Origin of the sequence: Massilia sp. CCM 8734, assembly GCF_011682155.1 — a bacterium.
Lineage (GTDB): Bacteria > Pseudomonadota > Gammaproteobacteria > Burkholderiales > Burkholderiaceae_D > Telluria_A > Telluria_A rubra.
This window is the reverse complement of the sequence record NZ_WHJI01000064.1, coordinates 1-16300: the sequence shown is the minus strand read 5'-3', so window position 1 is coordinate 16300 and position 16300 is coordinate 1. Positions and strand designations below refer to the sequence as shown.

Annotated in this window: 11 protein-coding genes; 10 read left to right on the top strand and 1 reads right to left on the bottom strand. The window is 55.1% G+C overall.

The genetic code is table 11. The annotated features are described in order from the left end of the window. Positions 1 to 3: 3 nt before the first annotated feature. From F2P46_RS33575 to F2P46_RS33530, 10 genes are all read left to right on the top strand, one after another. Positions 4 to 291 (top strand): type II toxin-antitoxin system RelE/ParE family toxin, encoded by a 288-nt coding sequence (locus F2P46_RS33575; RefSeq protein ID WP_166898595.1) that lies wholly within the window; start codon positions 4 to 6, stop codon positions 289 to 291. A 211-nt stretch (positions 292 to 502) separates the two neighbouring features. Further along, entirely contained in the window at positions 503 to 2740 is a 2238-nt protein-coding gene (locus tag F2P46_RS33570) for a type VI secretion system Vgr family protein (protein WP_166898593.1), read from the top strand. 11 nt (positions 2741 to 2751) lie between these two features. After that, the gene (locus F2P46_RS33565; RefSeq protein ID WP_166898591.1) at positions 2752 to 4233 is read left to right on the top strand and encodes a DUF2169 domain-containing protein; all 1482 of its coding nucleotides are present in this window, start codon (positions 2752 to 2754) and stop codon (positions 4231 to 4233) included. Continuing rightward, positions 4226 to 4843, top strand: a complete 618-nt coding sequence (locus F2P46_RS33560; protein WP_166898589.1) for a PAAR-like domain-containing protein — start codon at positions 4226 to 4228, stop codon at positions 4841 to 4843. The genes F2P46_RS33565 and F2P46_RS33560 overlap by 8 nt, the downstream gene beginning before the upstream one ends. A gap of 3 nt (positions 4844 to 4846) precedes the next feature. After that, positions 4847 to 5590: a hypothetical protein gene (locus F2P46_RS33555; protein ID WP_166898587.1), complete on the top strand. Its 744-nt coding sequence runs from the start codon at positions 4847 to 4849 to the stop codon at positions 5588 to 5590. Positions 5591 to 5599: 9 nt separating this feature from the next. Continuing rightward, positions 5600 to 6085 carry a hypothetical protein gene (locus tag F2P46_RS33550; RefSeq protein ID WP_166898585.1) on the top strand — a complete coding sequence of 162 codons (486 nt, stop codon included), beginning with the start codon at positions 5600 to 5602 and terminating at the stop codon, positions 6083 to 6085. A 247-nt stretch (positions 6086 to 6332) separates the two neighbouring features. Next, positions 6333 to 6809 carry a hypothetical protein gene (locus F2P46_RS33545; protein ID WP_166898583.1) on the top strand — a complete coding sequence of 159 codons (477 nt, stop codon included), beginning with the start codon at positions 6333 to 6335 and terminating at the stop codon, positions 6807 to 6809. A 132-nt stretch (positions 6810 to 6941) separates the two neighbouring features. Next, positions 6942 to 7421, top strand: coding sequence for a hypothetical protein (locus tag F2P46_RS33540; RefSeq protein WP_166898581.1), 480 nt, complete (start codon positions 6942 to 6944; stop codon positions 7419 to 7421). 92 nt (positions 7422 to 7513) lie between these two features. Beyond that, a complete protein-coding gene (locus F2P46_RS33535; protein WP_166898579.1) occupies positions 7514 to 8545 on the top strand; it encodes a hypothetical protein in 1032 nt (343 codons plus the stop codon). 297 nt (positions 8546 to 8842) lie between these two features. Continuing rightward, complete coding sequence (locus F2P46_RS33530) at positions 8843 to 9157, top strand: H-NS family nucleoid-associated regulatory protein (protein ID WP_166898578.1); 315 nt, start codon at positions 8843 to 8845, stop codon at positions 9155 to 9157. Between the two features lie 68 nt (positions 9158 to 9225). On the opposite strand, the gene F2P46_RS33525 is transcribed toward F2P46_RS33530, so the two are convergent. Then, positions 9226 to 16236: a PLxRFG domain-containing protein gene (locus F2P46_RS33525; protein WP_208296884.1), complete on the bottom strand. Its 7011-nt coding sequence runs from the start codon at positions 16234 to 16236 to the stop codon at positions 9226 to 9228. Positions 16237 to 16300 lie beyond the last annotated feature (64 nt).

The following is a 16300-nucleotide window of genomic DNA, read 5'->3' as shown; positions in this document are numbered from 1 at the left end:
CGCGTGCACCTCATCCACTGGAAAAAACAAGCGATCAATGACCTCATCAAAATCGGCCTTCATATCGCCAGGGACAGCCCCGCCAGTGCGGAGAAAATGATTGACCTCATCGAGGGCAAGGTGACGCCCCTCGCTGCGCATCCGAACCTCGGCCGCGCCGGCCGCAAGCGCGGCACCCACGAGCTGGTGGCCCATGAAAGCTATATCGTGATCTACCGCGTGCTGGCCAAGAAGGTCGAGATCCTGCGCGTAAAACACACGGCGCAGCAGTGGCCACCGGCATCCGCTTAGCGGAATATTTTGGCCGTTTTTCCGTTTTCCCTATTCTCCCTCAGGAGTAAAAATCCATTCAATTTCAACTCTGAAAAGCAACAAATATTGCATTTTTATATTGCATTACTGCTAACTATGGTAAAATAAGGCTTCTGCCGAAGCCTCCGCCAATAGAACAAATGGCCGGTTTAAGCCCTTCCCCCGTTAACTTGTGATATTGGAATAAAGCATGAGTAGAGCTTTGACCGTCTTACGTGATCTCGTTGGAGAACGTCAGCACAATCGCCTATTGCGCTTGTCATTTCCAAACCAGGACGCCCCTTCTGGTCAGTTGCTCGTCAACAAGCTGGAAGCATTCGAGAGCTTGTCAAAGCCCTTTGAGTTCCGCGTCGAGCTGCTTTCCGACAACCCCGACATCCCACTGAAGGATATGCAGGGGAAGATGCTTTGTGTACAGATGGTTCGGCGGGATGGCACGCTGCGCTACTTCACCGGGATCGTCTTCAGCTTCGCCCTCAAAACGGCCGATGGCGGAGTGTCGTATTACGAAGCCCTACTTGGTCCTTGGTACAAGTACCTGACGATGCGGAAGGATAATTACCTCTTCCACTACACGACGATGTACCAGCAGACCGCGAGCATCTTCGGCGACTATGGCAGTCTGGCCGAGTGGGACTGGCGTGTGGCCGGCGCGACCGAGGTGCTTACGGACTGCTGCCAGTTTGACGAGAGTGACCGCAATTTTCTTGAACGGCGCTGGGTCGGCAACGGTATCGTGTATTGGTTTGAACACTCGGAGAACGGCCACAAGCTGGTGCTCTCCGATGACACGACCAGCGTGGAGCCAATCGACGGCGATCCTTCGATCCGGTTCCAACGTCATGGCGGCGAGGCAGAGGAGGACGGCTTGGGCGAGTGGTCACCTTCAAGGCAAATCATGCAGGGCGCAGTAGCGCTCGCATCTTTTGACTTCAAATCACCTACGCCTGTTCACACTTCGCTGCCGACAGTGAGTCAGCAGGGGAACGTACCGAGCATCGAATCCTACGAATATACCGGGGCATACGGCTTCACGGGTGGCGGGCGCTCCCTGGCACAGTTGCGGATGGAAGAATTCGAGGCCGCTGGCAAGCAGTTTGAAGGTTCCGGGAATAACCGCAACGTCCTTCCGGGGCGCTGGTTCAGGCTGACCGACCATTTTGATGCCAGCGCAAGCGGCGACGAGGCCCAGGCGCGCGAATTCCTGATTCTTGAAGTGGTTCACAGCGCCTCGAACAATTACCACGTAAAAGCCACCGCTGAATCTCACTACAAAAACCGGCTGCGCGCGATCCGCAAGATCATTCCATACCGCGCGGGGCGTGACCACAACAGTGTGGAGACGAAAATCCACGGCATCCAGACCGCAACCGTGGTGGGGCCGGCTGGCGAAGAGATTCACACGGATGAATTCGGGCGCGTGCGCGTACAGTTCCATTGGGACCGGGCCGGCAACAACGACGAAAAGAGTTCTGCATGGATTCGCGTGGCGACGCCGTGGGCCGGCGCAAATTTTGGTATGACCGCAATTCCGCGAATCAACGGGGAGGTTCTCGTGCAATTCATAGACGGGAATCCAAATCGCCCGATTATCACCGGCATGGTGCCGAACGCGGACACGATGCCGCCGTGGACACTGCCGGCCAATAAGACGCAAAGTGGTATTCTCTCGCGTTCCACGCCCGGCGGTAGCTACGACAACGCCAATGCGCTTCGTTTTGAAGATAAAAAAGGTAGTGAACAACTATGGCTTCACGCCGAAAAGGACCAGCTCACCGAGGTCGAGCACGATGAGGATAAATGGGTGGGGAATGATCGCCGCAAAACTGTTGACCGGGACGAAACCAATCACATCAAGCGTGACAGAAGCGAAACGGTGGACCGTGATGAGTTGATTACCGTGCACAATAATCGTACAGAGCGCGTCGACCATTTTGAAAGAATTAGTATTGGGGATGATCGCGACGAGGAAGTCGGCGTAAACGAAACGATCAAAATCGGCAAAAACCAAAGCGTGAATGTGGGTAAAGAGCAGACGTTTAATGTTGGGGGGAATCGCTCTAAGTCCGTCGATAGGAACGAGAAAGATCGTATTGCAAGAAACTGGTCGATCAATGTCGGCAGGATGAAAACAGAAACCATCGGCATGGCTTATATGCAGAATGTGGGGATGGGGCGCATGGAAAACGTTGGCTTGGGCTATAACCTAAATGTGGGTATGATCATGGCCACCATCGTTGGAGTAAACCAGAGTACCAAGGTTGGCAAAAAAATCTCTATCACAGCAGGCGAAGAACTATCGATTACCGTCGGGAAGGCTAGTTTGGTCATGAAAGCGGATGGCAGCGTCACTATTAACGGCAGCAAATTTAATTTTGAAGCAAGCGGGCCGGTGCAGATTTCCGGCAAAGATGTTGACATCAATTAATCCGGGCCGATATGCAATTTCGCAACCAAACGCCGTTTCCTGCACTTGGGTTCGAGGGAATTGACCAGTTCAATCAAGCATTCCACGTTGTTGCACTCCGGCAGACTCTAACGTGGGGAGGGGACGGCGAACTGCGCTATGCAGACGAGCAGGCGCCGCTGTGTGAATCCGATGAGTTTTTTGGCGAAATTACTTCCAGTAGTGTGCGTCAGGAATCGGATCTATGCCAATACAAGCCGAAGTGCGATTTTATTGTCAATGCCACGGCTTACGCACCACTGGGTAAGTCAGTGCGGCGTTGCGGAGTTCGCATTGCTTTGATGCGGCCTGACCATTCTGCAAGCATACCTGAGCGTCCACATGGCTTGAACCCATTTACCGCCCCGGAAGAACACCGGATGGAAGAGTGGCGCGCTGCAGTGAAGCATGCGGAACAGAATTCCGTTCCTGGCGAACGTCTCGTTGACAAAAGCCTCACTGTGACTGGCGAGCGGGCTTTGGTTCGCAGACCATGGCCTATACGTATAGGGGCAGCAATCGTGCGCCTGGGCAGTTTGGGACTCATAAGTGTGCCCACATGGCGTCTTACGTCTCCACAGATGTTTAGCCCATTCCCGTTACGCAATGAATATGCTTACGGCGGAAGTCGCCGTATCAACCGCGGCGATCGCGCGGCAAAGTGGGTCGCCCGAAAGCATCGACTGAAAGCTGATGAGGTGGCTGCCCAGTCCTATGATCATGCGCCCCCGGCCGAGCAGGCGATTGCACGCTGCGCGTTTGAGAGCAACGCTGTCGGCTGCGGCTTTGCGCCGCGGTGGTATCTATTCGCCACTGGAGTGAAGCGGTTACCCGCACCTCGCGTCGAGGCCGTTGATAATCCCTTCAGTGCCACACAGTTCTGGAAGATACCGACACTAAATTCTGAAAAAATATCACGGAAGGTGCTTACAGTAGCTGGTTTTGGTACGCGATCCAGGGTACATCCACACCGCCGCGACTTGGCAGGAACAATCGACCAGCGATTTATTAACAGCGCTGATTGGTTACCGAAAGACTTCGACTTTAATGTTTGGAATGCTGCTCCTATTGATCAGCAAACCGATTTTCTTTCCGGCAACGAGATTATCGAGCTTACGAATCTTTGCGCACCAGCGAGTCCAGGCGCCACACTAGGCCCTACTGGCGATACCATTCTACGTTTACGTTTGCCCGGACACGTCTGCACCGTGCTTATGAGAATGCGCGACGGGACGATGTTTTTTAATCCTATGCAAATCGACACCCTGATCGTTGAACCAGAAACACAGACCCTCAGCATCGTTTGGCGCGCGGTATTTGCTAAAACACCAGAAATTCGCGCGGCCGATGCCTATCTGCACGGACGCTTCGAAGCCGAATATAGCCGCCACCTACTTAACGACCCGGAGAAAACCTCTGTGCCCGATCACCGAAAGATGGCGTTAGACGCTGGAAAAGAGGAGTTTCATGGGTAAGATTGGTGCAAGAAAGAATTTTATTTTGAAGGCAGTTTCGACTGCACCTTCTTTTAACAAAACACCTGTAGGCAGCAGCACACCACCGGTACCCTATCCAACCACACAAGACCTGTCAAATAGTGTTTCAGTGGCTTCGTCAGTGCGATTTAACGGCGATCCAGCTTACGTGTTAGACAAGACTCAACAGCCCAGCTGCAAAGGCGACGATGCTGGCCTTGCCAAAGGCGTGAAATCGAACACAGTGAACGGTTATGTGAAACCCACCGGTGCGGCGGCTCATTTTCGCGCCGAAAAAAAGTTTGTTGTGCGCCAAGGGGATACTAATGTGATGAATGGAGGAAATAATCCGGGGATCTATGTCACCTCGCAAATGCCTAGTCTGACAGGCGGTGCCGCAACAGCGGGAGATGCAGACGAACACAGCCCGGCAATCGAAGCGGAAACGCCTGCTGAGCACGCGTTTTTAGGATGTCAGCCGCCGTTGTCTCTCCCCACACCTGAACCGTTTACCAATACAGGTTCCTTGCTTGCGCTTGCGCTTAAAGCAAAACAATCAAAAACATCGACTGCGTCCTTGGTGCAGTTTGTCCCAGGTAAAAGAGGATAAAATATGGCGGTGTTGACGGGAGCGGGGTTTGCGCTCGGGCCAGTAGGCTGGGCTATTCTGGCAGTAGTCGTTGTGTGCGTTGTAGCCGCTATAGTCATCGATGAAATCAAGAAGACTGGGAACGTTGAAGCCATAAATTTACCGAGCGAGAAGTCTGCCGACTCTCCTCCCATGACGGATGCAGAAAAGGAAGAGGCAGCGAGGCTTGACGCGGAGGCGGCAGCGGAAGCCGCTGCGGAGGATGCGACGACTGTTGTAGTAGGTACCGAGGTCTTGAAGTGTGGAGAAGCAGGAACCTACGGAGAATTATTAGAGAAAAGTGCGGACAAAAAATTTGACCGTGATCATGTACCGTCTAAAGCTGCGTTGCAAAAAGCAGCAAGAAATCTGCTACGCAAACGAAAAATTGACCTATCCGATGAACAGACAAGTGCACTGTTCGGGCCTAAGGGGGCTATTTCCCGGGCTGGCCGGGCAATTGCAATTTTTCGAAAAGACCATCAAAAGCATAGCGATACATATGGTGGGCGCAATAATCAAACGAAAATCTCTGATGATGCTGATGAATTACAAAAGGCTGCAAAAAAAGATACTAAGCGTATTGAAGAAGCAGAAGGAAAAGAGATGGATGCCGATTGCGCTGATAAATACGCTAAGGCAGCAGAAGAAATACGGAAAAAAACGCACGCCGAATATGAAGATGAACTAAACGCAATTATTGACCATATTTTAAATACCGTTATATGAAGGAAAATTATGCAAATATTTGATGCAGCTAAATTTTTTGGATATTCACCTAAAAATGAGAAATTTGACCGATTTCTTTCAGATCATTATATTGTTGAGCGTCCTGTTTTTAATGAAACTCCGATTGAGCGTATCACACAAAAAAATGAAGGAATATCACTTATTTTTGAAACCAGCAGTTTTTTTAAAGAAACGTATGGGTTAGATGCTTACGCCAAAGAGGGTGACATGATATTTAGTAAGATACAGGTATATAGCGAAAATCGTGATACCCGATTTTCTCGATATGCTGGTGCTTTACCATTTGGCCTCACATTGGAAAGTACTCTAAAAGAGACGGTAGCTATTCTTGGGGAACCTAGCAATAGTCACAGATCAGGCCCGCTTAATCATGCGTATAGCTGGGATAATATTCAAGGATATAGGGTTGGAGTGTGTTTTTTGCCCGAGGGGAAAAGTGTATCATTTTTTTCGCTATCTCTAAAGGAACTATAGATCGCTGTGCGAAAAATATTTACACACTCGTATTACTAGTTTTAACCGTAAAAAACTAACTGGTTTTTTGGCTCAGTATGTACCTGATTTAAAAGGAAGCTCTGATTAATCAAATTGCTCATACTATTTCTGAGATTGAGAAGACGCTCCGCAACGCCTGAGCCTATGGCAATTCGTCTATTTCGCCGATGGCTCTACGGTCGACTGTCGCCTAGCGAGGAAATATGGCGATCATATAAAGGGAATTATGCAGATATTAGAGCTTGCTGGGTTTTTTGGATTTGCTCCCCAAAATATAAAATTTGATCAATATCTTTCCTTATATGATATTTCTGAGCGCCCCGTTTTTAACGAGACCCCTATGGAAGATATATCTAAAGAAGGCTTGGTACTCTGGTTTCATACAAATCGTTTTTATAGGGACGCTCACGGCCCGGTGCATGATAGTGACGGTAATATGGTGTTATCTAAAATACAAGCTTATAGCGAAAATAATGGAAGTGGACTTTCCCGCTATTTGGGTATTTTGCCATTTGGCTTGACGTTCGAGAGTACTCTGACGGAAGCTATAACCGAACTTGGCGAACCCAGCAATAACCATCGATCCGGACCGCACAATCATTTATACAGCTGGGATAATATTCAAGGGTACCGAGTTGCCCTATGTTTTATCCCCGAGGGTAAGAGCGTGTCGTTTTTTTCGCTTTCCCCAAAGGGTGTATAAACAGCTATAGAATTGTCTTATAGCTACTGATTTAAAGCGCTTTTGAGTAAAGCCATCACTATTCCGGCGCACACTTCGTGCCTGATTTAAGAGCAGGCTATTATATATAGAATTATTAGTTTTTGAGTTGTTATGAAAATTTTTGAACTCACTAAGTTTTTTGGGTTTCCATCTCAGAATGAAGATTTTGACAAATTTCTTTCTGCTAACCACATTGTTGAGCGCCCCATTTTTAATGAGACTCCTATTGAAGTCATAACTGTTGAAAAAGAAGGTATAGGACTGATGTTTCAAACTGCCGATTATTATAGAGAAACTTACGGGCCGGTAGATGAAAATAGCGACATGGTACTAACTACCGTACAAGTAAATAGCGATTATTATGCAGGAAAATTTTCTCGGTACACAGGCGATTTGCCATTTGGGATCAAATTTGAAAACACTCTAACAGAGGCAATTGCTATTCTCGGAGAACCTCGAAATAGTCATCGATCAGGACCGGTTAACCATATGCATAACTGGAATAACTTTCAGGGATATCAGATTAGCTTAAATTTTTTGCCGGAGGGAAAAAAAATAGCATTTTTATTATTGTCACCAAAGGAGATATAGAATGTAAGGAAATTTTGATTAATATCGTTAGGCGATATATGAAGAAAATGAAGTTATGCTAACTACGGTACAAATTTATCTCCAATACTAAAATGATTTCAAAATCTCCACCTGATGTAGATTTATTTATATCGCATTTGGGAAAGGCGCTCGGTAGCATTGATCGCCCTGTATTCAATTACGCTAGGAAACCTGATTTTACGCTACCGGAACATTCTCCCATAGGGGGCATTTTCTTTATAAAGCTCGGATTTTCTATCACGTTCTGTCCTCCAGAATTTTATCATATGGATGATGCGTTGGCGGGCCGTGAACCAATTATTTCGAATATCCAAATTTATTCGGGTGACGAGGAATATGGGCATGTTCGTTATATAAAATCGTTACCGTTTGGCCTGAGCTTTGATGACAGCCGGCAGTCACTTAACAAGAAACTCGGCACACCGGTTTGGCAGTTCCCTTTTGTTGCGCCGGTTAAACTTGAGCGTTGGGATCTAGGAGACAAATGGTTGTTGGTTGAGTATGCATCAGATATGTCAAAAATAAGAATGATTCAGATCGGTTTAGTTCCGAAGAAGCCGAGGCCGTCAATCTTGCCGAAAATTGTGCAACCAGACATCCAGACTCTGCTGTCTACCCTAGGCGAGGAGCCAAAGACTATAACCGGTCATCCTGGCTACGCTCGCATTGATGTTTCTACTGTCCCGACAAGCCCTATCCAGGATGGTCGTTCCTACGAAATTGATGCTCTAGAGACCCATGGTGTTGAGCTATATTTTCGTGTTTCGAAAAATCGACATCAAGCTGGGGAAAATATTCTTTCTGGGGCTCGTTACATACGTAAGGGGCTGAGTTGGTCCGCAGGATTTAACGGCCATTTGCCAAATGGCTTACAATTTGATGATACGCCCGAAGTAGCTGTACGAAAAATAGGGAGTTTGCCCATTACTGGTAAAGCAGATGTACTTACCGGATACTTCGTTTGGAAATTACCAGAATACTTGCTTCAGGTAGGTTTTAGCGTAATGGAGCAACGGATCAACCGTATTTTTATAGCGGCACATCCTTACTACGCACAAGCGCTAATAGAATCGCCTCTGCTTGCGCAACCTAATCGGAGTTAATTTTTCATAAATGGCGATCACAATTGGGCTGTATTGTTGAGATATCGACTGACGGATGGAAAGAACCGAGTTTGTTCGCCCTCTTTGTTCGATCCGACGTTCTTGGGATTCGCGTTGACTTGCACGACTTTGTTAAAATCTACTTTTATTGTGAGATATAGTATTTGCGCTGTATGATTATAATGAGGTAGAAGTGACACGGTTGTTCTGTTCATTAAAATTTTTTTTGACAGCATGGTCAATGATCGGTTATTGTTACAACAGTTTATGTAACAACCTAACACGAATGGAATACCCATGGATTTCACAAAACTTACTGTTGTAGATTTAACAGCACTGCGCCATGCTATTGCTGCCGAACTGAAAAATCGCGAAGCTGCCGCTATCGAAAAGGCGCGGACAGACATTAGCGCGATTGCAGCAAGCGTTGGCATCCCTGTTGCCATCCTTATGGGAAAAGCGAGTACAAAGGAGACTGGTGTAAAAAACAAGGCTGCCGTTAAATACCGTGATCCTTCCAATCCGAACAATCAATGGACCGGCCGTGGACGTTCGCCAGCGTGGGTTAAGGCCTTAGAAACAGCCGGTACGCTTGATAGCGCCAAGGTTTGATTCTGCGAGTACCTGCTCTGTAAAAAAATAGGCCCTGGAGTTCAATCCAGGGCTTTTTTATTGGGCTGTTATTCAGCTCGGGTTTCCGCCAACTCACGTTGCACAGTTTGTTTCAAGGCAGCCGGTGCGGTCTTCTGCGTCCGGTTAAGCGCATCCTGTCTCATCGCTTGTACGCGCTTGATGACGCCTGGCATGCTGACCCTGATCGGTGTGGCCGGGTTCTTCGCATTCCAGTCGTCGCGCCGCGCGCGCGCCTCGTCTACCTTCGCCATGTCCCTGTCGGCCAGGCCCTGTGCCCAGTGCTCGGCGATCTCCATCGAGCGCATGCGGTTCTGGCCAACCATGTTCAGGGCCTGGCCCTTGGCATCCTGGATGTCGGCGGTGCTGTTTGGCTGGAAGCCGACCATCTTCATCATCGCTTCGGCGGGGCTGGTGTCGTTCACGTTGTAGCCGCGCGCGTCTCGGTAGGCGCCGGTCGCCAGCATGTCGGTCCCCTTGGATACGTTGCGCACGGCCGCCGGCGTGACGTCGAGCACGGCGCCGGCCACGTCGCCGCCCAGCAGCTTGCCGGCCCCGGTAAACGCGCGCTTGGCGACATCGCCTGCAGGCCCGGCAAGCTCGCCCAGGTCGCGCGTGTACGAATCCTTCTTCGTCAGTAGCCCGGTACCAGGGATCAGGTTGCCCATCCCGAACCGGCCGGCGACGTCCACCGGCATGCCGGGCATGCTCGATACGCCTTTGAGCACGAAGTCGGCGCCGCCCTGGCCAAGGGTATTGGTCAGGAACGCTTGCTTTGAGCGCTTGCTGGAAAAATTGTAGCCGAGGCGCTGCAGGATTCCATCGACCGCGTCTTCCAGATCCTGCTCGAATGGCAGGCCGTCGGCACCGCCCATCAGCAGCAGCACCGCGAGCATGTACAGCGCTGCGCGGCGGCCGGCCGCGCGCTCCTTCGAGCCAGGCGCGCCGGCGAATGCCATGCGAGACAGTAGTTCAAGGTAGCCAATCGAATACTGCTTGAACGTCATCAGCAGCGAACCGACGGCGCCGCGCGCCCACTTCGGCTTGTTGCCCGAATTGTAGATGCCTTGCGTTTGCGCGACCGCCTCCTGGGCGAACTTTGCCGGATCGGGAAACCCTTCGTCCACAGCCGTGCGGTAGGCCGCGATGAAGGTAATGCGGCGGTTGGCCAGCTCGGCCATGGCAAACAGCTTGCCCCAGCCCAGCGTGACCTTCGCCATGGCATTGTTCAGGTGGGCCCGGGTGTTTCCGGCCTTGGTGCCATCGCCGGCACGCAGCGCGCCCTTGCCCGACGCCTGCGTCTGCAGGTAGTGGACCTCCTGCGGCGCGACGATCCCTTCCTCGATCGCCCATTGCATCGCGGCGTCGAGCTGCGCGTCGCCAGTCGCATCCTTGCCGGCGTCCTTTACGGCCGCCGCCAAGCGCGCCCCCGCCTTCGTCAGCCCCCCGAACTGGCTCAGGTAGGGCAAGGTCATCGTGAACGGCTGGGTAAGGTTGACCATGGCCGACGCCACCGATCCGCCCAGAAATTGCGCGAACATCAGGCCGCCCAGCGGCGCGCCGGCTTCGGGATTACGGATATGCTCACGCAGCTGCATGGCCGCGTCCGTCAATTCGCCCTGCTGTTTCGGGATCTCGGTGATGGCTTCATCGATCTCGCCCAAGTGGGCGTTGCCGGCGGTCAGGCGGGCGTTGCTGTAAATGAAACCGGCCAGCACCCGGCCGGCATCCTCCGAAAAGCCCGCGATGCCCTTGCGCTGGATCATGCGCTTCATCGAGCTGCGGTTGTTCTTCGCCAGTTTCAGGTAGGTCTGGTAGACCTCAGTGCTGGCCGCGCTCGCCTGGCTGTCGAGCCCCACCATCGAGCCGAACAGCTCGATCGTCTCCGGAGAGACTCCGGCGAACAGTTTATAGGCGTCGGCCGACACTGTCCCGTGCGATACCTGCGCGCCAGGATGCTCGGCGCGCATGTCGCGCGCCATCTTCGACGCCTCGTACTGCGTCTCGAACATGCCGAAGTAGACTTGATCCTCGCCCTCCTGCACGTACACGGTGTGCTTGCCGAAGCGCGACAGCGGCGCGTAGCCGCGGTCCATCAGGTCCTTGCCCTTGTCGGACAGGTTCATGATCTGCCTGGCCGTGTCGAGGTGTATGTCCATCTTTTCCGGGTCCAGCTTTGCCAGGGCAATAAAATGGTCGCGCAGCAGCGCGGCCGCTGCAGGCAGATCCGGCGCTGCCACGGCCTGCTCCAGCATGCCCTTGGCGTCTTTGCCACCCATCTTGACCATTTCGCTGATCGTCAGGTTCGTCAGGCTCTTGTCGAGCGCCGCGCGGAACTGGCGGTACAGCGCGACCTGGTCGGCCGACAGGCTAAACATCGAGCGCAGCTCCGTATCGGACCACACCACACCGGCGCGCAGTTGGGTATCCTTGAAGCGGCTGTTGATGATCGAGTCGTAGATGTCGAGCGGGTTGTGCTGCCAGGCGCGATTTTGCTGGTCGTCGATGATGCCCTTCTCCAGCAGGATGCGCGCCTTCTCTGCGGTCGACATCGCTTCGGCCTGCTCCTCCAGGTCCTCGATCTTCACCGGCTTGCCGTGCGCGTCGCGCGCCCAGGTCAGCGTGCCCTCGAAAATTGGCGCCCCGATCGCCTTGGTATCGGCGGCCCTCAGCGCCTTTTTGCGGTTTTTGCCCACGATATCGGCAATGTTCTCCAGCTTCGGCAGCAGGGTCGGCGCCAGGTCGGCCGCCACCACGGCGTAGCGCGAGACGTCGCCCAGGAAGCGCTGCACGGCGCCGTAGACCGCGGCGAATGCCGGCTGGCGTTTCGCCAGGTTGTCCATGGTCCCGATCGACTTGTGCCACCAGCTCAGTTTCCCCGTGCTGTTGAACAGGTCGCCAATGAGATAGTTCGCCGGCAGGCGCACTTCGGCAATGCTGTTGGCGGCGCTGGCCAGCGCGCTGCCAAGGCCGACACGGCTGAACGCTGGCGAGCTGCCGGGCGCCACGGCGCCGCTCGATGCCGGCTTGCCCTTGCGCAGCGCCGCGCTGCCCGCAGCGGCCCACGGGTCCGCCGGCGGGAAGTCGGTCGCCGTCTTGCGGAAAATCTGCTGGATCAGCGCGCGCGCCTCTTCGTTCTTCATGCCGCGCCAGTAGGCGGCCGCCTCGGGCATGCCTAGCCATTCGGCCAGGCTCGCCAGCCAGCGCTGTACGGTGCGTTCCACCTTGGCGCGCACGTCGGTCCGGGTGAAGGCGCCGGCGTTCGGTTCGGCCAGCACCGCAAGCGCTTCGTCAATGCCGCGCGCGGTGGCGTATTTTTGTCCGCCATGCTTCAAGGCCAGCTGGCCCTGTCCGGTTTTTACCCAGCGGTCAGCCTCGGCCCGGAATGCCCCATCGCGCTGGTAAATCATGTTCATGCGGGTGATATACTCGTCGCCTGGCAGAAACCTTTGGAGTCCGTAGTGCAGCATTTCGTGGAAAAGGGTCCGCTGGACCTCCCGGAGGGTGGGCAGGGCGTCCCGGAACAGGTAGATGACGCCTTTGTACACCGCCCCGGACACGTGCTCATCACTTGCGACACCCGGGAGGACGCCGAAAGCGCTGTCGCGGATGCGGACCACGGGCTGGTGCTCAAATTTGCCAATGCGGTTTTCAACTTCTTTGGCTATCACCTCGTCCGAAAGCCATTTCGCGCGCGGCAGCGCGACTGACGTTTCGCGCATGGCGCGCCTGACCACGGGCGCCGGTGCCGCGGCGTCGCGCGTCGCGTTGTTTTCCGCCCAGGTCGCAACCATGATGGCGCGTACGGCGTCGACGTCGCGCACCAGCGCGGTCACATCGAAGCGCGAGCCGCGCAGGCTCTTAATGAGTTTGGCCGCCACTTCCATGAATTTGTAGGCGACCCTGCGGAACAGCGCGCGGTCCGCCTTGGCCAGGTCGGACCAGAAAACCGGGTCCATCCACATGCCGCCATTGATATCGGCAATGACCTCGGCTTCCGCCTGATCCTCGGTGACATCCTGGAACCCGTTTGCCGCGAATTCGCGCGCCTGGCGGTCTTCCACCACCCCCTCTTTCAGGTAGGCGCGGATCTGCGTGCGCAGCTTGGCGCCCAGCGCCGGATTCGACTGTTCAAGTGCATGCAGCGTTTCGTGGCCGGCAATTGCCAGCTCGGCGTTGCGCATGCCTTCGGTCAGGTAGGCCACGCCGTTATAGGCCACGCCCTCGAACTCTGCGTTCTTGCTCACGAAATTGACCTCGATGCCCAGCGCCTTGCCAACCTGGCGCGCCAGGGCAAATTGGGCGTTGGGAGCGATGCGCAGCGCGCGCACCGGTGCCATATCGGCCTTGGCCAGTTCGCGGTTGAGCTGTTCCGTCGCCTTCATGGCGCGCAGGAAATCGACGCCGCTCAGTTCAAGCGGCGCAGTGGTGCCGGCATCGGCGCCGGCGGGAAGAGTTGGCAGGGAAGAAACGCCATCGGCACGGAAGTATTCCGCATCGCGGCTGTACAGTAGGCGGGCGAGCTGGGGACTTACACGTTGTAGGAGCCGCTCTGAAACGTGATCCAGAACTTCTCGCCCTCCGTCTCGTCCAGCCTCCTGTAAAACAGACTGGGTAAGAACCGCTCTCTTAATATCAGACATCCCAATCGGCGGCGTATACATTCCTCTTGCGGTTGGGAAGAAGACGTCATAAGCGTTTCGTACCGATTCTGCAGCAGTAACAAAATCCTCGTTTGTGAAAGGTACTGCATCCACTCGCCCGATGTCCCGTGCGCCTTCATCAGCGCGGTCAGTTCCGCGTCCGGAAGTGCTTCCACCGTAGGCTGGTCCCAGCCCTTGCTCATCAGACCATTCTCCGAGATCGGATTGGTCAGCTCGTAGTGCCCCGGCAGATGCCCGAACGGGTGCGCGCTCGAAGCGGGCGCGGGCGAAGTTGTAGGTGACATCGGCGATCTCAGGGAAAAGGTGCAGGATGTTAGTGTAGGACGAAACCAGCATTTCCTGCAAGTTGTGGGCATCGTCGCCGACCTGCCAGTCGATCGGGCGTACGTCGGCGCCGCCGGCTGTCCCTGTAGCTTCGACCTGGCGCGCGTGCGGCGCCAGGTGCTTGGTGGTGCCGTGGCGCAGCGCGGAGGAAATCATGTGCTCGGTGCGGCGGTACAGCGCCTTGTCGGACAGCCCGGCCGGGTCGCCGATGAAGACATGGCCGGTGTTGTGGGCGAGCGTGGCCACTGCCTGATAAACACCCGAGCCGGTGCGGCCTTCTTTCCAGTTCGAGATATCGAGCCAGATTTCCTTGTTGCGGTTGTTGCGGTAAACGCTGGCCTGTTCGCCGCTCGGCGACGTAATGTGCCAGGCGCGATCGACGGGCGCGGCTGCATCTTCCAGATCGCCCTCGCCAACGAACTCGTCAACCGAAAGCGTCGGCGCCATGTCGGCCAGGATGCCGGCAAGGGTTTTGGCATTGCTGTCGGGCATGCGGAAAGCGGCGTCATCCGTCGCGATCTGCGAAAAGATGTTCACCAGCGGCGCATCCGTGTCGATGCGCGTCCGGCTGAACATCAGCTTGTCCGGCGCCTGGCGCCTGAACGAGCCGTCCGGGCGCCGCAGGGGATTGGTGCGCTCCACGACATTGCGCGCGGCGCTCGGCCCACCGTTTGACAGTTCCCGAATGACAACTTCAAGCCGAGCGTTCTTTGCGTCCAGCTCGTCCTGTTGGGCGAACGGGCCGCCCTTGCGCGCGCGCAGCTCCGGCAGCGCGGCCACGGCAGCGTCGTAGCGGCGCTGGTAGTTAGCGATGGCGTATTCCAACCCGGCTGGCGCCAGGGCCTTTTCCAGGTCTTCCACGGCTGTGCGCATGGCCGACGTCGTGTACTCGGCGTTGTCACGCAATTTCGTGTCGCCGGTGGCCAGCGTCGAGCCGTCGGCGCGCAGTACCGCCAGCGACGTCCAGAAGCCTTCGCGGCCGCTCTCCATCGTTGCCTGCAGCTGCAGGCCAAGGTACTGCCCGATATCGATCGTCTTCGCTTCGCCGGCGGCCAGGCCGGCGGACGCGTCGGACGCCAGCTCGGCGATCGCACGCGCGGCATCGGTACGCGCGATCAACTTCTTGCCGTCGACCTGCATCAGGAATGTCTGCTGGTCCCCAATGGCCGAACCCACGGCCCCCATGGCGCCTTCGAGCGAGGACAAGCGGCGCCCACCGACCTTGATCGACATTTTTTTCTTGTCGTCGCCGCCCTGCTGGGCTTTGACGGCCGCCATGACGGCGCCGCGCGCCAGCGACCCATCGCTGAAATGCTCACCTTCGACATTGACGCTGCGCGTAGCCGCGTCCTGTTCCACGTCAGCGATACCGGCCTGGATCGATGCCAGGTCCACCTCGGCGGCCCGCTTGCGGTCCGGATTTCTCGCGATCGTCGCTTCGGCATCCTCGATCTGGCCGGTAATGCCCCACTCTTTGCGGGCATGCTGCCGCTTGAGCAGTTCGAGCTTGTCGATCTCGGACATCAGTTTGACGCGCTCCAGCAACATCGGATCGCCCGATGCCAGCGCCGCCAGCTCGGCCATGCTGACCGAGTCCTCGTCCTCGAAGTCCATCGAGAAAGCGCCGTCATATTTACGGATCGCATTGATGGTTTTCAGCTTGGACGCGTTGAGCGACCACATTTTCGCATCGATGGTGCGCTCGGTCGCGTATGCCAGGATCTCGATCTCGAAGCGGTCGATGCCGTATTTTTTCAGCAGTTCGTTGCCCTGGCGGATGCCGCGGCCCTCGCGTTGCTCGATGTCGGACGGCTTCCACGTCACGTCGGCGTGGTGGATCGCCACCAAGCGCTTTTGCACGTTGGTGCCGGCGCCCATGCGCGGGGTCGAGCCGATCAGCACCCGGATGGTGCCATCGTTGACCGCATCGAAAATGGCCTGCTTCTGCGCGTCGGTGCTCGCTTCCTGGATGAAGCGGATCTCGGCTGCAGGAACGCCGCGGGCGACCAAGTTGTCCTTGGTCTGCTGGTAGGCATTCCAGCCGCCCGACTGGGCGTTACGCAGTTCTTCCATGTCGTTCGCGTCGAAGCGCTCAAGCTGCTCGCCACGCAGGCGCTGGCCAGCCTCGTCACCTTCG

Excerpts from the sequence above, each read along its gene's own strand:
- F2P46_RS33545 (WP_166898583.1), top strand. The coding sequence starts at position 6,333 with ATGCAGATATTAGAGCTTGCTGGGTTTTTTGGATTTGCTCCCCAAAAT.
- F2P46_RS33525 (WP_208296884.1), bottom strand. The coding sequence starts at position 16,236 with ATGGAAGAACTGCGTAACGCCCAGTCGGGCGGCTGGAATGCCTACCAG.
- F2P46_RS33535 (WP_166898579.1), top strand. The coding sequence starts at position 7,514 with ATGATTTCAAAATCTCCACCTGATGTAGATTTATTTATATCGCATTTG.
- F2P46_RS33565 (WP_166898591.1), top strand. The coding sequence starts at position 2,752 with ATGCAATTTCGCAACCAAACGCCGTTTCCTGCACTTGGGTTCGAGGGA.
- F2P46_RS33560 (WP_166898589.1), top strand. The coding sequence starts at position 4,226 with ATGGGTAAGATTGGTGCAAGAAAGAATTTTATTTTGAAGGCAGTTTCG.
- F2P46_RS33540 (WP_166898581.1), top strand. The coding sequence starts at position 6,942 with ATGAAAATTTTTGAACTCACTAAGTTTTTTGGGTTTCCATCTCAGAAT.
- F2P46_RS33570 (WP_166898593.1), top strand. The coding sequence starts at position 503 with ATGAGTAGAGCTTTGACCGTCTTACGTGATCTCGTTGGAGAACGTCAG.
- F2P46_RS33550 (WP_166898585.1), top strand. The coding sequence starts at position 5,600 with ATGCAAATATTTGATGCAGCTAAATTTTTTGGATATTCACCTAAAAAT.
- F2P46_RS33555 (WP_166898587.1), top strand. The coding sequence starts at position 4,847 with ATGGCGGTGTTGACGGGAGCGGGGTTTGCGCTCGGGCCAGTAGGCTGG.
- F2P46_RS33530 (WP_166898578.1), top strand. The coding sequence starts at position 8,843 with ATGGATTTCACAAAACTTACTGTTGTAGATTTAACAGCACTGCGCCAT.